The sequence below is a fragment of the Xanthomonas sp. NCPPB 1067 genome, from assembly GCF_020783795.1.
Lineage (GTDB): Bacteria > Pseudomonadota > Gammaproteobacteria > Xanthomonadales > Xanthomonadaceae > Xanthomonas > Xanthomonas melonis.
This window is the reverse complement of the sequence record NZ_JAJGQG010000012.1, coordinates 38,635-51,404: the sequence shown is the minus strand read 5'-3', so window position 1 is coordinate 51,404 and position 12,770 is coordinate 38,635. Positions and strand designations below refer to the sequence as shown.

Annotated in this window: 11 protein-coding genes and 1 tRNA gene; 4 read left to right on the top strand and 8 right to left on the bottom strand. The window is 67.0% G+C overall.

Annotated features, from left to right (window positions below; all coding sequences use genetic code 11):
- Positions 1 to 87: 87 nt before the first annotated feature.
- From LL962_RS11095 to fabR, 4 genes are all read right to left on the bottom strand, one after another.
- Positions 88 to 1,311 (bottom strand): RtcB family protein, encoded by a 1,224-nt coding sequence (locus LL962_RS11095; protein WP_228316932.1) that lies wholly within the window; start codon positions 1,309 to 1,311, stop codon positions 88 to 90.
- Positions 1,312 to 1,364: 53 nt separating this feature from the next.
- Positions 1,365 to 2,486, bottom strand: coding sequence for a slipin family protein (locus LL962_RS11090; RefSeq protein ID WP_228316931.1), 1,122 nt, complete (start codon positions 2,484 to 2,486; stop codon positions 1,365 to 1,367).
- A gap of 353 nt (positions 2,487 to 2,839) precedes the next feature.
- A tRNA-Lys gene (locus LL962_RS11085) sits at positions 2,840 to 2,910 on the bottom strand.
- 987 nt (positions 2,911 to 3,897) lie between these two features.
- Complete coding sequence (fabR, locus tag LL962_RS11080; protein WP_104587658.1) at positions 3,898 to 4,545, bottom strand: HTH-type transcriptional repressor FabR; 648 nt, start codon at positions 4,543 to 4,545, stop codon at positions 3,898 to 3,900.
- 92 nt (positions 4,546 to 4,637) lie between these two features.
- On the opposite strand from fabR, the gene LL962_RS11075 reads away from it, so the two are divergent.
- Both LL962_RS11075 and LL962_RS11070 read left to right on the top strand, forming a co-directional pair.
- A complete protein-coding gene (locus LL962_RS11075; RefSeq protein ID WP_228316930.1) occupies positions 4,638 to 5,714 on the top strand; it encodes a ferredoxin reductase in 1,077 nt (358 codons plus the stop codon).
- Between the two features lie 9 nt (positions 5,715 to 5,723).
- Entirely contained in the window at positions 5,724 to 6,845 is a 1,122-nt protein-coding gene (locus LL962_RS11070; RefSeq protein WP_104587656.1) for a fatty acid desaturase family protein, read from the top strand.
- Positions 6,846 to 7,105: 260 nt separating this feature from the next.
- Here LL962_RS11070 and LL962_RS11065 read toward each other — a convergent pair whose 3' ends face one another.
- Entirely contained in the window at positions 7,106 to 8,698 is a 1,593-nt protein-coding gene (locus LL962_RS11065) for an EAL domain-containing protein (protein ID WP_228316929.1), read from the bottom strand.
- Positions 8,699 to 9,069: 371 nt separating this feature from the next.
- On the opposite strand from LL962_RS11065, the gene LL962_RS11060 reads away from it, so the two are divergent.
- A complete protein-coding gene (locus LL962_RS11060) occupies positions 9,070 to 9,246 on the top strand; it encodes a hypothetical protein (RefSeq protein WP_104587654.1) in 177 nt (58 codons plus the stop codon).
- A gap of 158 nt (positions 9,247 to 9,404) precedes the next feature.
- On the opposite strand, the gene LL962_RS11055 is transcribed toward LL962_RS11060, so the two are convergent.
- The 3 genes from LL962_RS11055 to ubiK form a co-directional block, all read right to left on the bottom strand.
- Positions 9,405 to 9,914 (bottom strand): lipocalin family protein, encoded by a 510-nt coding sequence (locus LL962_RS11055; RefSeq protein ID WP_228316928.1) that lies wholly within the window; start codon positions 9,912 to 9,914, stop codon positions 9,405 to 9,407.
- Between the two features lie 372 nt (positions 9,915 to 10,286).
- Entirely contained in the window at positions 10,287 to 11,807 is a 1,521-nt protein-coding gene (locus LL962_RS11050; RefSeq protein ID WP_228316927.1) for a YifB family Mg chelatase-like AAA ATPase, read from the bottom strand.
- Positions 11,808 to 11,821: 14 nt separating this feature from the next.
- Entirely contained in the window at positions 11,822 to 12,106 is a 285-nt protein-coding gene (ubiK, locus tag LL962_RS11045) for a ubiquinone biosynthesis accessory factor UbiK (RefSeq protein WP_104588875.1), read from the bottom strand.
- A gap of 186 nt (positions 12,107 to 12,292) precedes the next feature.
- Here ubiK and LL962_RS11040 point away from each other — a divergent pair, with 186 nt between their 5' ends.
- The gene (locus LL962_RS11040; protein ID WP_104588876.1) at positions 12,293 to 12,631 is read left to right on the top strand and encodes a P-II family nitrogen regulator; all 339 of its coding nucleotides are present in this window, start codon (positions 12,293 to 12,295) and stop codon (positions 12,629 to 12,631) included.
- The last annotated feature ends 139 nt before the right edge of the window (positions 12,632 to 12,770 follow it).

Here is a 12,770-nt window from a genome sequence, read left to right as displayed (position 1 = left end):
GCGACATGGCTGAACTGCTTACACACGCGTGCGGATGGGTCCGCCTGAGATGTCAGAACAAGCAAGGGCCGCAGGCGCGGCCCTCGCTTACCCCTTGATACAGACCACCTGGCGCAAGGTGTGCACCACTTCGACCAGATCCTGTTGTGCGGCCATGACTGCATCGATCGACTTGTAGGCTGCCGGCGATTCGTCGATCACCGCGGCATCCTTGCGGCACTCCACATGTGCGGTGGCCTCGCGGTGCTGCGCCAGCGTGATCTGTGCACGCGCGGCCGTCCTGCTCATCACCCGTCCGGCGCCATGACTGCAGCTGTGGAAGCTCTCCGCATTGCCCAGCCCACGCACGATGTAGCTGCGCGTGCCCATGCTGCCCGGAATGATGCCCAGCTCGCCCGCACGGGCACTGACCGCGCCCTTGCGGGTGATCAGCAGCTCTTCGCCGTGATGCGTTTCCTTCTGCACGTAGTTGTGGTGACAGTTGACCGCCAGCTTTTCCAGCTGGAACCTGGGCAGGCGGTGACGCATCTCGGCCAGCACCCGCGCCATCATCGCTTCGCGATTCTCGCGGGCGTAGTCCTGCGCCCACGACACCGCTTCCACATACTCGTCGAACAAGGGCTCGCCCTGCAGGAAGAACGCCAGGTCCTTGTCGGGCAGGTGGAAGCCCAGCACACGATGGGCCAACTGCTCGCGTGCGCGCTCGATGAAGTAGGTGCCGATCAGGTTGCCGGTCCCGCGCGAGCCGCTGTGCAACATCACCCACACCGCATCGGTCTCGTCCAGGCAGATCTCGATGAAGTGATTGCCACCGCCCAGGGTACCGATCTGGCATTCCAGCTTGTCGGTACGGATGCGCCGGTGCTGCTGTTTGATCGCGTCCAGCCTCTGTACCAGCCCGGATTGCGCAATGCGGGTCTGGATGCTGTCGGGCAGCGAGCGATGCTCGCCGCCCCGCCCGTTGCCCACCGGTACGCTGCGTTCGATGCTGGAGCGCAGCTGCGCCAGGCTGTCCGGCAGGTCGCTGGCGCGCAAGGTGGTACGTACCGCAGCCATGCCGCAGCCGATGTCCACGCCAACCGCTGCCGGGATGATGGCGCCACGGGTCGGGATCACCGAGCCTACGGTGGCTCCCTTGCCCAGGTGTACGTCGGGCATCACCGCCACCCACGGGCCGACGAACGGAACCGCGGCGATGTTGCGCAACTGTGCATGCGCCTGCGCCTCCAGTGGCACGCCGCGTACCCAACCCTTGATTGGCGTGGCGCTGCCCTCGGCATGCAGGAATTCGAAGTGTTGTGAAGTACTCATTGTTCATTCCCTTGCGCAGGCGTGCGGCGGTTCCCCGGCGCACGCCTGCATGACTATCGGATCGTCACCAATTGCTTCAGTACGCCGTCCAGGCCGCCGAACACGGTGAGCTTGTCGATCTTCTCGGTGACCTTTTCCAGCGCCTCCAGCTCCTTCAACCGCATCAGTACCGGGCTTTCGTCGATCAGCCTGGCAGTGTTGAGCAGCGAGCGGGTGGCGTTGGCTTCTTCGCGGCGGCGGATGACGTTGGCTTGCGCCTGCTTCTCCGCCTGCACCACCGCGTTGAGGATCTCGCGCATTTCGCCCGGCAGGATCACGTCCTTGACCCCGACGCCCAGCACCTCGATGCCGAAGCCGCCGAGGCTGCCACGCACGTAGCCGAAGATGTCGGCATCCAGTGATGCCTTGTCGCCCAGCAACTCGTCCAGCGTCTTGGCCGCCACCGCGCGCCGCAAACCGTACTGCAGCTCGCGGTAGAGGTAGTCGCCGGCCTTGGTCACCCGCGTGCGCATTGCCACCGCATCGGTGACGCGCATGCTGGCCGCCAGGTTCACGCGCAGCGACACCTTGTCGCGCGTGAGCAGTTCCTGCCCGGAGACTTCGACCGACTGCACGCGCAGATCGACCACGTCGGTGACGACGTTCTTCTGGAAGTTCCAGAACGCATACGCGCCGGGCCCGAACGGAGCCATGAGCTTGCCGTCGACGAAAACCAGCCCCAGCGATTCGGCGGGAACCTCCATGCCGATCGCCACGCGCGACAGGATGCCGAGCTGGCGCAGGCGGCGCTGCACGTCGGTGGGCACCTGCAGCCCATCGCCGAGCGGCAGCGGCTGCACCTCGATCGCCGCGGCGCCGCGCCAGTACAGCGTCCGCGTTCCCGGCGCCAGCACCTCATCGAGCTTGCCGTTGCGGATCAGCAGGCCAACCTGCGCGGTGCCGATGTCGGCCAGCACGCAGTGCTGGGCCAATGTGGCGCCCAGGGTAGCGATCAACATGTCCGCCTCGCGGCCGACGTGATTGCCGTTGCCGGTGGCGTGCACGGTGATGTCGGTGCGACCCAACGGGTCGAACATGCGGTAGACGCCGGGTTCGAGCACGCGCTCGAAACGACGGTTGCGATACACCAGGCCGCGCTCGCCGTCACCGATCACGACCCTCTTGGTCCAGAACATGGCATTGCTCCTTGGTTTGGCTCTGGTGGTCCGATCCGTGGAATACGGCCCCGCCATCCGGATCGGACAATCGCGAGGTCGGTGCCGATGCAACGCGGCGTAAGAAGGTGGAAACGCCCGTCACGGCCGCGCAGCGGAAGCGCGGCGCGCTGTCGGTGCATGCCACCGCGTTGGGCCTGCCGGCGCGATCCAATGCGACGGCGGGTCGGCGGCGGGGCAGGGCACGTCCAGGGCGCAGGCCCGGCGACGCTGCCGCTGCCGCGTGCGATCGAGCGATGCACTGCTCTCGCGCAACCCGGCAAGGGCGTTTCCTGATGGGACTTGCGTCCCGTGCTGCATGACGTGACAGGTCATGGTTGGAGCGGGAGTCGAACCCGCGACCGACAGATTAAGAATCTGCTGCTCTAACCGTCTGAGCTATCCAGTGGGGGTATGCCGGAATCGAACCGGCCCTGCGGATTGCGCCGCTACTCCTCCAGGAGCCGTACCCAAGACAGAAACATCGGAAAGAGTTCGGTATACGCCACGGCATGGCCGCGCGCACCGGCTGGATAAATACCAGGCCGCTGAATTTTCTTCGCAATGATTCCGATCACCGTTTTATTCAAACGGTAATTCGATAAGTGCATGACCACGTGCCGCCCGTGCCCGAAACCTGGGCACAGCGCTTTCGCGCCTCGCGGCATGACAACATCCCTGTTGTCGGGCAATCCATGCCCGGGTTTCCGTCATGGTCATTCACAGGGGCGGGACGAACGCGCAACGAAAAACGCCCCCGGATGCAGCATCCGAGGGCGTTCGCGTGCCTCGGAGATCGGGTGGCCGATCTCCTTGAATCAGGACATCAGCCGGTCGTGGTGCGCAGATCGCGCTTGGACATGCGTGCAATCGCTGCAGCGCGTGGAGCGCCGGGCAGTCGATCGAACGTGGTGAGGTGGCTGGTGTGCATGAAAATCAATCGGTTTGGATGCAGGCGTCGCTGCGTAGGGCGCGAACATTACCTGTTTGATTTTTATTATGCAAGCACTTTATGAAAAATAATCGATGATTTTTCGATGGCACGAGAAATCCACAGCGGCGACTGGCGACTGAATGGATGCGTTAGATAATCTCGACGATGTATCCGGATTGAAAATATGCGTTACGCACGCCACGCCGACGAGCAGCGCATGAGCATGCGTTGCGAAAGTGTTGCACGCGACGCGGGTCATGCCGGCATGCAGGATCCAGCGTCGCCGCCGCCACCTCGGGCCAGGCCGAGTCGTGGCCGAGGTCGGCCGTCTCAGGCAGATGCCGGCGCGTGCCGGCGTCCACATGCGACCAGCACGCACAACCGCGCGATGTGCATAGTTGCGTGCGTTCTTGCATCGTAACCAGAGGCGATCACGGCCGGGCGCGGCGATCGACTGGCTCAGCCGCCGTGCGTGCCCAAGGTGCGCGCGCCGGTCAGGATCATGCGCAGCATCTGCGAGATCTGCTCGATCAGCTCGGGGTCCTTTTCCGGCGGCAGATCCATTGCCACCGCGCCCATCGCGAACACCAGGCGGGTGATCGCCTTGGACACCAGTGCCGGCGCGTGCAAGGTGGCATTGTCGGCGGCCGCCAGGCGGATCAGATCCACCCGCAACTCGTCTTCGAAGTAGGTCAGCTCGCGCTCCACTGCCTGCTTGAACGCGTCCGAACCCACCGCGCCTTCGCGCAGCAGCACATGCAGCAGCTTGTCGTCGGCGCGCAGTTGCTCCATGAACGTCTCGACCGAAACGCGGATGACGCTGCGATCGGTGGAGGTGGCGCGCTGGCGGGCCTGGCCAATGATGGTGCGTAGCGAGCGCCCGGCCAGGTCGATCAGCGCCACGGCGAGCTCGTCCATGTCGCGGAACTGCCGGTAGAAGCTGTTGGGCGCGATGCCGGCTTCGCGCGCGACCTCGCGCAGGCTCAGCGTGGACAGACTGCGATGCGGCCCGATCAGCGACAGGGCCGCGGCGATCAGGTCCTCGCGTGAGATCGCCGGCTTGCGTGACGGCGGCGCGTCGTGGGAAGGCAGGGCGATGGAGGTCATGAGACGGCAGCCGGGCGTGGGCCTGAATCATAGCCGCTTCGTCAATATACAAGTGTATACACGCATGTGCATGCATGCGTATAGTGCGCTCCATGAGCCTGGAACCCACTGCCAAGTCCAAGTCCCCGCTGCCCGCGCGGCTGGCGCGCCACCTGGTGTCGCCGCAGCTGTTCGACTTCTGGGCAACCCGGATCAATCCGCTGTGGACGCTGGAGCGGCCGATGGCGCGCCTGATCGAGCGCGTGCCGGCCAGCCGCGATGCGGTCACCCTGGTGCTGCGGCCCAACGGGCACTGGCGGGGCCTGCAGGCCGGTCAGCACGTGAGTCTGGGCGTGGAGATCGATGGCCGCCGGTTGCTGCGCAGTTACAGCCCGACCGTGCTGGATGACGGCCGCCTGGCGGTCACGGTCAAGGCGATCGAAGGCGGGCAGGTGAGCCGCTACCTGGCCCACGATGCCGTACTTGGCACGGTGGTCTCGCTGGACCCGGCCTTCGGCGACATGCTGCTGCCGGCGGCGCCGACGCCCTTGCTGCTGCTGGCTGCCGGTTCCGGCATCACGCCGATGCGGGCGCTGCTGCGGGCGGCCGCGCAGGCCGGCATGCCGATGGACGTGGACCTGCTGTACTGGGTCCGCCAGCGCGACGAAGCCTGCTTCATGGATGAGTTCGAGGCACTGGCCGCGGCGCATCCGCGCCTGCGCGTGCGCCTGCTGACCACCCGGGAGGGTGCCGCACCGGCAGCCCGGGTGGATACCCATGCGCTGGACGAGATTGCCGAGTTGCCGCGTCGTCATGTGATGGCCTGCGGTCCGGGTGGCTTCGTGCAGGCCGCGCGCGAACGCCTGCACGGACGCGTGGCGGCCTTCCAGGCCGAAGCCTTCAGCGTGCCGGCACTGGAAGAAGCCGATGCCGGGCAGGTGCAGGTCCAGCTGTCACGCAGCGGCCGTACCCTGACCCTGCCGCGCGGCCAGTCGCTGCTGGAGGGGTTGGAGGCACACGGCCTGCGCCCGAAACATGGCTGCCGCATGGGCATCTGCAATAGCTGCGCCTGCGCCCGCCAATCCGGCATCACGCGCCATCTGTTGACCGGCGAGCGCAGCAACGAACCCACCGCACAGGTGCGCCTGTGCATCAGTGCGCCGAGCACCGACCTGATCCTGGATCTGTAAGGAATCCTCATGAGCCGAGTCCACAACCGCGCCCTGTCTGCTGCCGAACTGCAGTCCTTCGGCGACGAACTCGACGCCATTCGCGCCCGCGTGCTGAGCCAGGTGGGCGCCGCCGATGCGCGTTACATCCGCCGCATCGTGGCCGCCGTGCGCTGGACCGGCGTGTCCGGCCGTGCGCTGTTGTTCCTGGGCGCCTTCGTGCACAGCGTGCTGATCCCGGCATGGATCGCCGGCGTGTTGCTGCTGACGTTGTCCAAGATCCTGGAGAACATGGAGCTGGGTCACAACGTCATGCACGGCCAGTACGACTGGATGGGCGACCCGCAGCTCAACGGCAACACCTACGAGTGGGACATCGTCGCCACCGGCGACAACTGGCGTAAGACGCACAACTTCAAGCACCACACCTACACCAATGTGCGCGGCATGGACGACGACATCGGCTATGGCCTGCTGCGCATCTTTCCCGAACAGCGCTGGCGCCCGTTCTACCTGCTGCAGCCCTTCATCGCGGTGGTATTCGCGCTGTTGTTCGAATGGGGCGTGGCGATCCAGGACCTGCGCCTGGGCCGCTGGTTCGCCGGCAAGATGAAGACCGCCGAATTGCGCGCCTCGTTCCTGCCGGTCGGCCGCAAGATCGGCCGGCAGATGCTCAAGGACTACATCGTGTTCCCGGCGCTGGCCGGCCCGTTCTTCCTGACCGTGCTGCTGGGCAACCTGGCCGCCAACGTGCTGCGCAGCATCTGGACCTTCGTGATCATCTTCTGCGGCCATTTCACCGCCGATGCGGAAGTGTTCCCGAAGGAATCGATCCGCAACGAATCGCGTGGCCATTGGTACTTGCGGCAGCTGCGCGGCTCGTCGAACCTCACCGGCGGCAAGCTGATGAACGTACTGTCGGGCAATCTGAGCCACCAGATCGAGCATCACTTCTATCCCGACCTGCCGGCCAATCGCTATGCGCAGATTGCGGTGGAGGTGAAGCAGGTCTGTGCCCGCTACGGCCAGCACTACAACACCGGCTCGCTGCCGCGGCAGTTCGGGCAGGTGATGTGGCGGATCGTACGGCATGCCTTCCCCAGCCGGCCCCGGCCGGCACGGCAGCGCAGTGCTGCCTTGCAGGGCGCGTGATGCACCGAAGGCCGCCGTTGGCGGCCTTCTTCATGGCGCCTGCGCGCCCGGTGGTCGTGTCGCGAGCGAGGCGACCGGGGCGGGTCTGCGGCCAGCGCGGGGTGCATGCCTGTGCGTATGCGCACCGACACATGCGAGCGGCGATCGTCGGCACCGGGAGATGCGTGGGCGCAGTCGTAGCGCTGCCCATTGCGCAGGGCAGTGCGCGACGGGCGCGAACGCGAGGCCGGTGGTACCTGCGTCCGCCATTGCCGAGGCGGTCAGCCGCCCTTGACCATGCCGGCCCGGTCGCGCGGCGCGGCGCTGCGCGCGCGCGCGTGGTAGGCGATGAAACCCAACGCCGGCAGGGCACGCGAGAACAGCCAGCCCTGGGCCAGGTCCACGCCATGCGCGCGCAGGTAGTCGAGCTGTTCCTGGCGCTCGACGCCTTCGGCGATGGTACGCAGCCGCAGCGTCTTGGCCATGTCGATGATGTGTGCGGTCACCGCGCTGGTGGCCGAATGGGTGCCGATGGTGTCCACGAACGACTTGTCGATCTTCAGCGCATCCAGCGGCAGGCCCTGCAGGTACTGCAGGCTCGAATAGCCGGTGCCGAAATCGTCGATCGACACCGTGTGGCCGGCGCCGCGCAGGTGAGTGATGGTGGCGCGCGCGGCTTCGATATCCATCAGGCTGCGTTCGGTGGCTTCCACCCACAGCTGCCCGCTGTCCACGCCGGTGTCTCGCAGCGCCTCGGCCAGCAGCGACTGTACGCGCCCGCTCTTGATGTCTTCGGCCGAGACGTTGATGGCCACATGCAGGGTCGGATCGGCTGCCAGGGTGGGGCCGAGTTCGCGGACCACCTGGGCCACCACCAGATCGGTGATCGGCAGGATCAGGCCGCTCTCCTCGGCCAGGGGAACGAAGGCGTCCGGTGATACCAGCACGCCATCGGGTTGCTGCCAGCGCACCAGCGCCTCGGCACCGACGCAGGCGCCGCTGTCCAGCGCGATGATCGGCTGGTAGTGCACCACGAACTCGCTGCGCCGCACCGCCACCCGCAACCGGGCAAGCGGCGACAACCGCCGCCGCGACACCCACAGCACCAACGCCACCAGCAACACCGCCACCGCGATGCCCACTGGCACCACCTGCAAGCGCGCTGCGGTCAACGGCCCGCGCAGCGAGGCGGCCGGCGCGGTGACCACGGCGGCCCAATCGCCCCGCCGATCGCGTCCGTGCAGCACTTGTTCTTGTGCGACATCGGCCGTCCCGGCCTGCATCGGCGTGGCCACCAGCAGCTGCTCGGCTGCGGCGCCGGTACTGCTGAGGATGTGCCCATCGGGCGTGCCGACCGCCAACTGCAGGCCGGACGGGACATTGATATCGACCAGCGTGGTCGGATTGATCAGCACGTTGTAATCGCCCAGCTGCAGTGCCATCAGCGAATGCTGCGGATTGGCCAGCGGACGCAATCGGGTGGTGACCGAGATACCACTGCGGACCACGAAATCCGCCGGAGTCTGCGGAATGCCCTTGGGCAGCTTGCCCCACGAGGTACAGCGCAGGCGGCGCTGCCGGAAGTGCCCCAGTTCCACGATGTATGGGCTGGTCAGGACCAACGCGCGCATCTGCGCCAGATGCGCAGGCGAACATGGCGGCGCCTTCGCGCTGGCCATGCCGACCAGCACGGCATGCGCTTCCTTAAAGGCGGCGTCGGTGCGCCGGATCGACAGCGCTGCCAACTGGCTCAGTCTGCTTTCCTCCCGCGACAGCGCCAAACGCCAGGCAAGGTAATAGGACAGGCCAACCGGCAGGCTGGCGCATAGCACCACCAGCAGCACGGTCAGCCGGATGATGCGTTGGCGCTTCACCGGAGCACTCGCAGGCGTTGCCGAAGCCCGGCGCGCCGATGCTGCGGATGACGCGTACGCAGCGCCGGCGCCGCGTCGGATGCGGCCACGCAGCGCCCTCCGCACACGTGGCGCGATGTGATGGAGACCACAGATAGGGACGGATGAGCCTGCACATCGCGAATGTACGACACGCGCGTGCGCTGCGCGCGTCACCGCTGCGAATTGATGATGAATTCCTTCCGGTCGCCGTGCCGTGCCTGGCCGGTAGCGGCCCGAAGCGCTGGATTCACGCTCACGCACGTGCGCGCGCGCTAGGGTCATGGCGTGCACGCAGTCTGCGGGCTGGCGGGCCAGACCGGTTGCGCCCAGTCCCTCACCGGAGAACGACCATGACAACGCAAAAAGAGCGCGTCGGCGGTACCGACGCGGTACCGATCTTCAAGATGCAGGAAACCACGCGCGATGGCGAGCTCATCAAGTACGTGGTCGGCGACACCGGCGTCGCGTTCGACAGCCTGGAAGCCGCCCAGGCAGCAGCGAAGGATCTGGACACGTTGAACGGGTGAGGATGCGTCATCGGAACAGGGGGGCGGAGCAGGACGGACGCAGAGGTCGACTGGGGCGCGTGACCTGCCCTGCCCCCTGTTCTACGGCAATGTTCTCCGAGGCAGGCCAGCGTCTGCCGGGTACCTGCACCGTTCGGGCTGAAGGTGAATAGACAGACTCACGGCAGCGGCTGTTCGGTCAGTTTTCCCGTGTGCGGGGTGTGGATCAGGGGGGACAGATCGAAGCCCTGTTCGCGCGCATGCGCCAGGTAGGCCTGCGCGACGTTCTCATCCAGGTGCGGCAACCGTGCCAGCAGCCACAGGTACTTGCGGTCGGGGCTGCCGACCAGTGCCGCGGTGTACTCGGCATCGATCCGCATCACCCAGTAGTCGCCCTTGGTGAAGGGAATCCAACGCAGTCCCTCCGGTAGGAAGGTCACCTCCAGCCGGCTGCAGCTGCGATCGATGGGCCGCGCCTGACCAAGCGCTTCCTCGAGCTCGCCAGACGCGGTCAGGCAGCGGTTCTGCACGCGGACGCCGCCATCGCTTTCCAGCGAGTAATGCGCCGACACATCGGTGCAATCGGCATCCTCGAAACGTATCGGTAGCCGGGCGATTTCGTACCAGGTGCCCAGATAGCGATTCAGATCCAGCGACGGGACGGTGGATAACTCAGGGAGTTGGCGCATGACGGCCTCTGCGTAAGGGTAGTGACGTTGTACGGCGAGCGCCATGAAACGCGTGTTCGGGCAGGTGGCGGTGTTGTGCGACAGGCAATGAAACCGTGTGGCGTGTGTGCTGCGCGCCACGGCGTTTCGCAAGGGCAGGTGACGCCAGGAGGAACAGCTGCGCACGTCTGCCTCCCGGACCCCGGCCAGCATCGCCCATCGGGCGGTCGCGTGTTCAAACGACCTCGCACCCAGGCATGTTCCGATTGCGTTCGTGACGACGGCACTCCCTGGGGCAGCCAGCGGTGGCGGCCGACGCACCGCGCGGACGTGTTCGATGCCGGTGTAACGGCCCGATTGCATCGGCCACCCAGGCCTCAGGCCGGCCGCGAACTAGGCCGCGTTGGCGGTGCCGAGCGCGCGATCCAGCTTGCGGTAACCGATGGCTTCGGTGAGATGGCCCGTGGCGATCGCGGCACTGTCGTCCAGGTCGGCAATGGTGCGCGCCACCCGCAGGATGCGGTGCATCGAACGCGCGGACAGCTGCAGGTGCTCGATCGCGCGCTCCAGCAGCAGCTGGTCGTCGCCTTGCAGACGGCAGTGGCGGTCGGTCGCGGGCTGGTCGAGCTGTGCGTTGGGCAGGTCGCCACGCGCAAGCTGCCGCTGCCGCGCGGCGACCACGCGGGCACGCACGCTGGCGCTGTCTTCGCCGGGGTTGCCACTGCGCAGCGCCTGCGGTGGCAGGCGCGGGACTTCCACATGCAGGTCGATGCGATCCAGCAGCGGGCCGGAAATGCGGCTGCGGTAGCGGCGGATGCTGTCGCTGCTGCAGCGGCAACGCCCACTGCCATCCCCCGCCCAGCCGCAGGGACAGGGATTCATGGCTGCGACCAGCTGGAACCGCGCCGGGAAATCCACGCTGCGCGCGGCGCGTGAGATCGTGACCAAACCCGATTCCAGCGGCTCGCGCAGCACTTCCAGGGTCTGCCGTTGCCACTCGGGCAGTTCGTCCAGGAACAGCACGCCGTTGTGCGCCAGCGAGATCTCGCCGGGGCGCGGATGCGTGCCGCCGCCGACCAGGGCGACCGCGCTGGCGGTGTGGTGCGGTGCGCGATACGGACGCTGGCGCCAGCGGGCGAGATCCAGCCCGCGACCGCTGACCGAGCCGATGGCAGCGGTCTCCAGCGCTTCGGCATCGCTGGCGTCCGGCAGCAGGCCGGGCAGACGCGAGGCCAGCAAGGTCTTGCCGCAGCCGGGGCTGCCGACCAGCAGCAGGTGGTGACCGCCGGCGGCAGCGATCTCCAATGCGCGGCGCGCATGCGGTTGACCACGCACGTCGGCCATGTCCGGCAGCGCGCGCGCGCCCGATGCGGGGGCTGCCAGTTCGGCTGCCGGCGCCGGCTGGCTGCCGTTGAGGGCCGCGCAGACCTCCAGCAGGGTGCGTGCGGTGAACGCCTGGCCATGCCCGGCAATGGCGGCCTCGGCGCCATTGGCCAGCGGCACGATCAGCCGTCGCCCCGCCTGTGCGGCGGCCAGGGCGGCCGGCAGCACGCCGTCGACGCCACGCAGCTCGCCGGTCAAGGCCAGCTCGCCGAGGAACTCGTATTCGGCCAGCGCCTGCCGGTCGATCTGCCCGCTGGCGGCCAGGATGCCGAGCGCGATCGGCAGGTCGAACCGACCGCCTTCCTTGGGCAGGTCCGCCGGCGCCAGGTTGATGGTAATGCGTCGGGCCGGAAACTCGAACTGCGCGCACAGCAGCGCGGCACGCACCCGTTCGCGCGATTCGCGCACTGCGGCTTCGGGCAGGCCCACGATCTGGGTGGAGGGTAGCCCCCCGGAGAGATGCACTTCCACCCGAACCTCAGGCGCGTGCACTCCCACGCGGGCACGGCTGTGCACCAGTGCCAGGCTCATGGTGGCGGCTCAGGTCAGACGGTGCCGGAATCGGGCGCCGCATTGGGCGGCGCACCGGTTGCGCGTGCTTCCAGCGCGGCCACCGCCTGCTCCAGCGCGTCGAGCTTTTCGCGCGTGCGTAGCAGTACCGCGCGCTGCACGTCGAATTCTTCGCGGGTGACCAGATCCAGTTTGCCCAGGCCGGCCTGCAAGGCCCCCTTGAACGTGCTTTGCAGTTCCTCGCGCGACTGGCGCAGGCCTGGTGGCACCAGGTCGCTGAGGCGGCGGGCGAGGTCGTCGAGCTGATTGAAATCGATCATGGTTGTCTCCGCAGGTCCGTGGAAAGCCTAATGCAGGCCGCACACGCGGGACATCGGCAAGGCAGTCGGCAGGCGGTAAGAATAGTCCCATTCGGCTGTGGTCCGGGGTGGTGCAGCCGGCATGGATGAGTGTTGCGGCCGTCCACGCTATGCTGCGCGCCCTGTCATGCCGCTGGATCTGCACCAATGAAAATGATCATGGCCATCGTCAAACCGTTCAAGCTCGACGATGTGCGCGAAGCGCTCGCCGGTTGCGGGGTGGCGGGCATCACGGTGACCGAGGTGAAAGGCTTCGGGCGGCAGAAGGGCCACACCGAGCTGTATCGCGGCGCCGAGTACGTGGTCGATTTCCTGCCCAAGGTGAAGATCGAAGTGGCGGTGACCGACGATCAGGCCGAGCGCGTGGTCGAAGCCATTGTCGGTGCGGCGGGCACCGGCAAGATCGGCGACGGCAAGGTGTTTGTCTACGACCTGGGCAGTGTGGTGCGCATCCGCACCGGCGAGCTGGACGGCGACGCGCTGTAAGACATCGGCCGGCAGCGCCTTCGGCCGACATTGCGCCGTTGGTCTTCAGGCGATTGGCCGATTGTTGCGATACCGCATCCGTCGTCGCCCGATTGCCACGACGCGGCGCCATGCGCCCATGGTTGCAGCGTGGCGCGAT

Excerpts from the sequence above, each read along its gene's own strand:
- LL962_RS11095 (WP_228316932.1), bottom strand. The coding sequence starts at position 1,311 with ATGAGTACTTCACAACACTTCGAATTCCTGCATGCCGAGGGCAGCGCC.
- LL962_RS11090 (WP_228316931.1), bottom strand. The coding sequence starts at position 2,486 with ATGTTCTGGACCAAGAGGGTCGTGATCGGTGACGGCGAGCGCGGCCTG.
- fabR (WP_104587658.1), bottom strand. The coding sequence starts at position 4,545 with ATGACCTCCATCGCCCTGCCTTCCCACGACGCGCCGCCGTCACGCAAG.
- LL962_RS11075 (WP_228316930.1), top strand. The coding sequence starts at position 4,638 with ATGAGCCTGGAACCCACTGCCAAGTCCAAGTCCCCGCTGCCCGCGCGG.
- LL962_RS11070 (WP_104587656.1), top strand. The coding sequence starts at position 5,724 with ATGAGCCGAGTCCACAACCGCGCCCTGTCTGCTGCCGAACTGCAGTCC.
- LL962_RS11060 (WP_104587654.1), top strand. The coding sequence starts at position 9,070 with ATGACAACGCAAAAAGAGCGCGTCGGCGGTACCGACGCGGTACCGATC.
- LL962_RS11055 (WP_228316928.1), bottom strand. The coding sequence starts at position 9,914 with ATGCGCCAACTCCCTGAGTTATCCACCGTCCCGTCGCTGGATCTGAAT.
- LL962_RS11050 (WP_228316927.1), bottom strand. The coding sequence starts at position 11,807 with ATGAGCCTGGCACTGGTGCACAGCCGTGCCCGCGTGGGAGTGCACGCG.
- ubiK (WP_104588875.1), bottom strand. The coding sequence starts at position 12,106 with ATGATCGATTTCAATCAGCTCGACGACCTCGCCCGCCGCCTCAGCGAC.
- LL962_RS11040 (WP_104588876.1), top strand. The coding sequence starts at position 12,293 with ATGAAAATGATCATGGCCATCGTCAAACCGTTCAAGCTCGACGATGTG.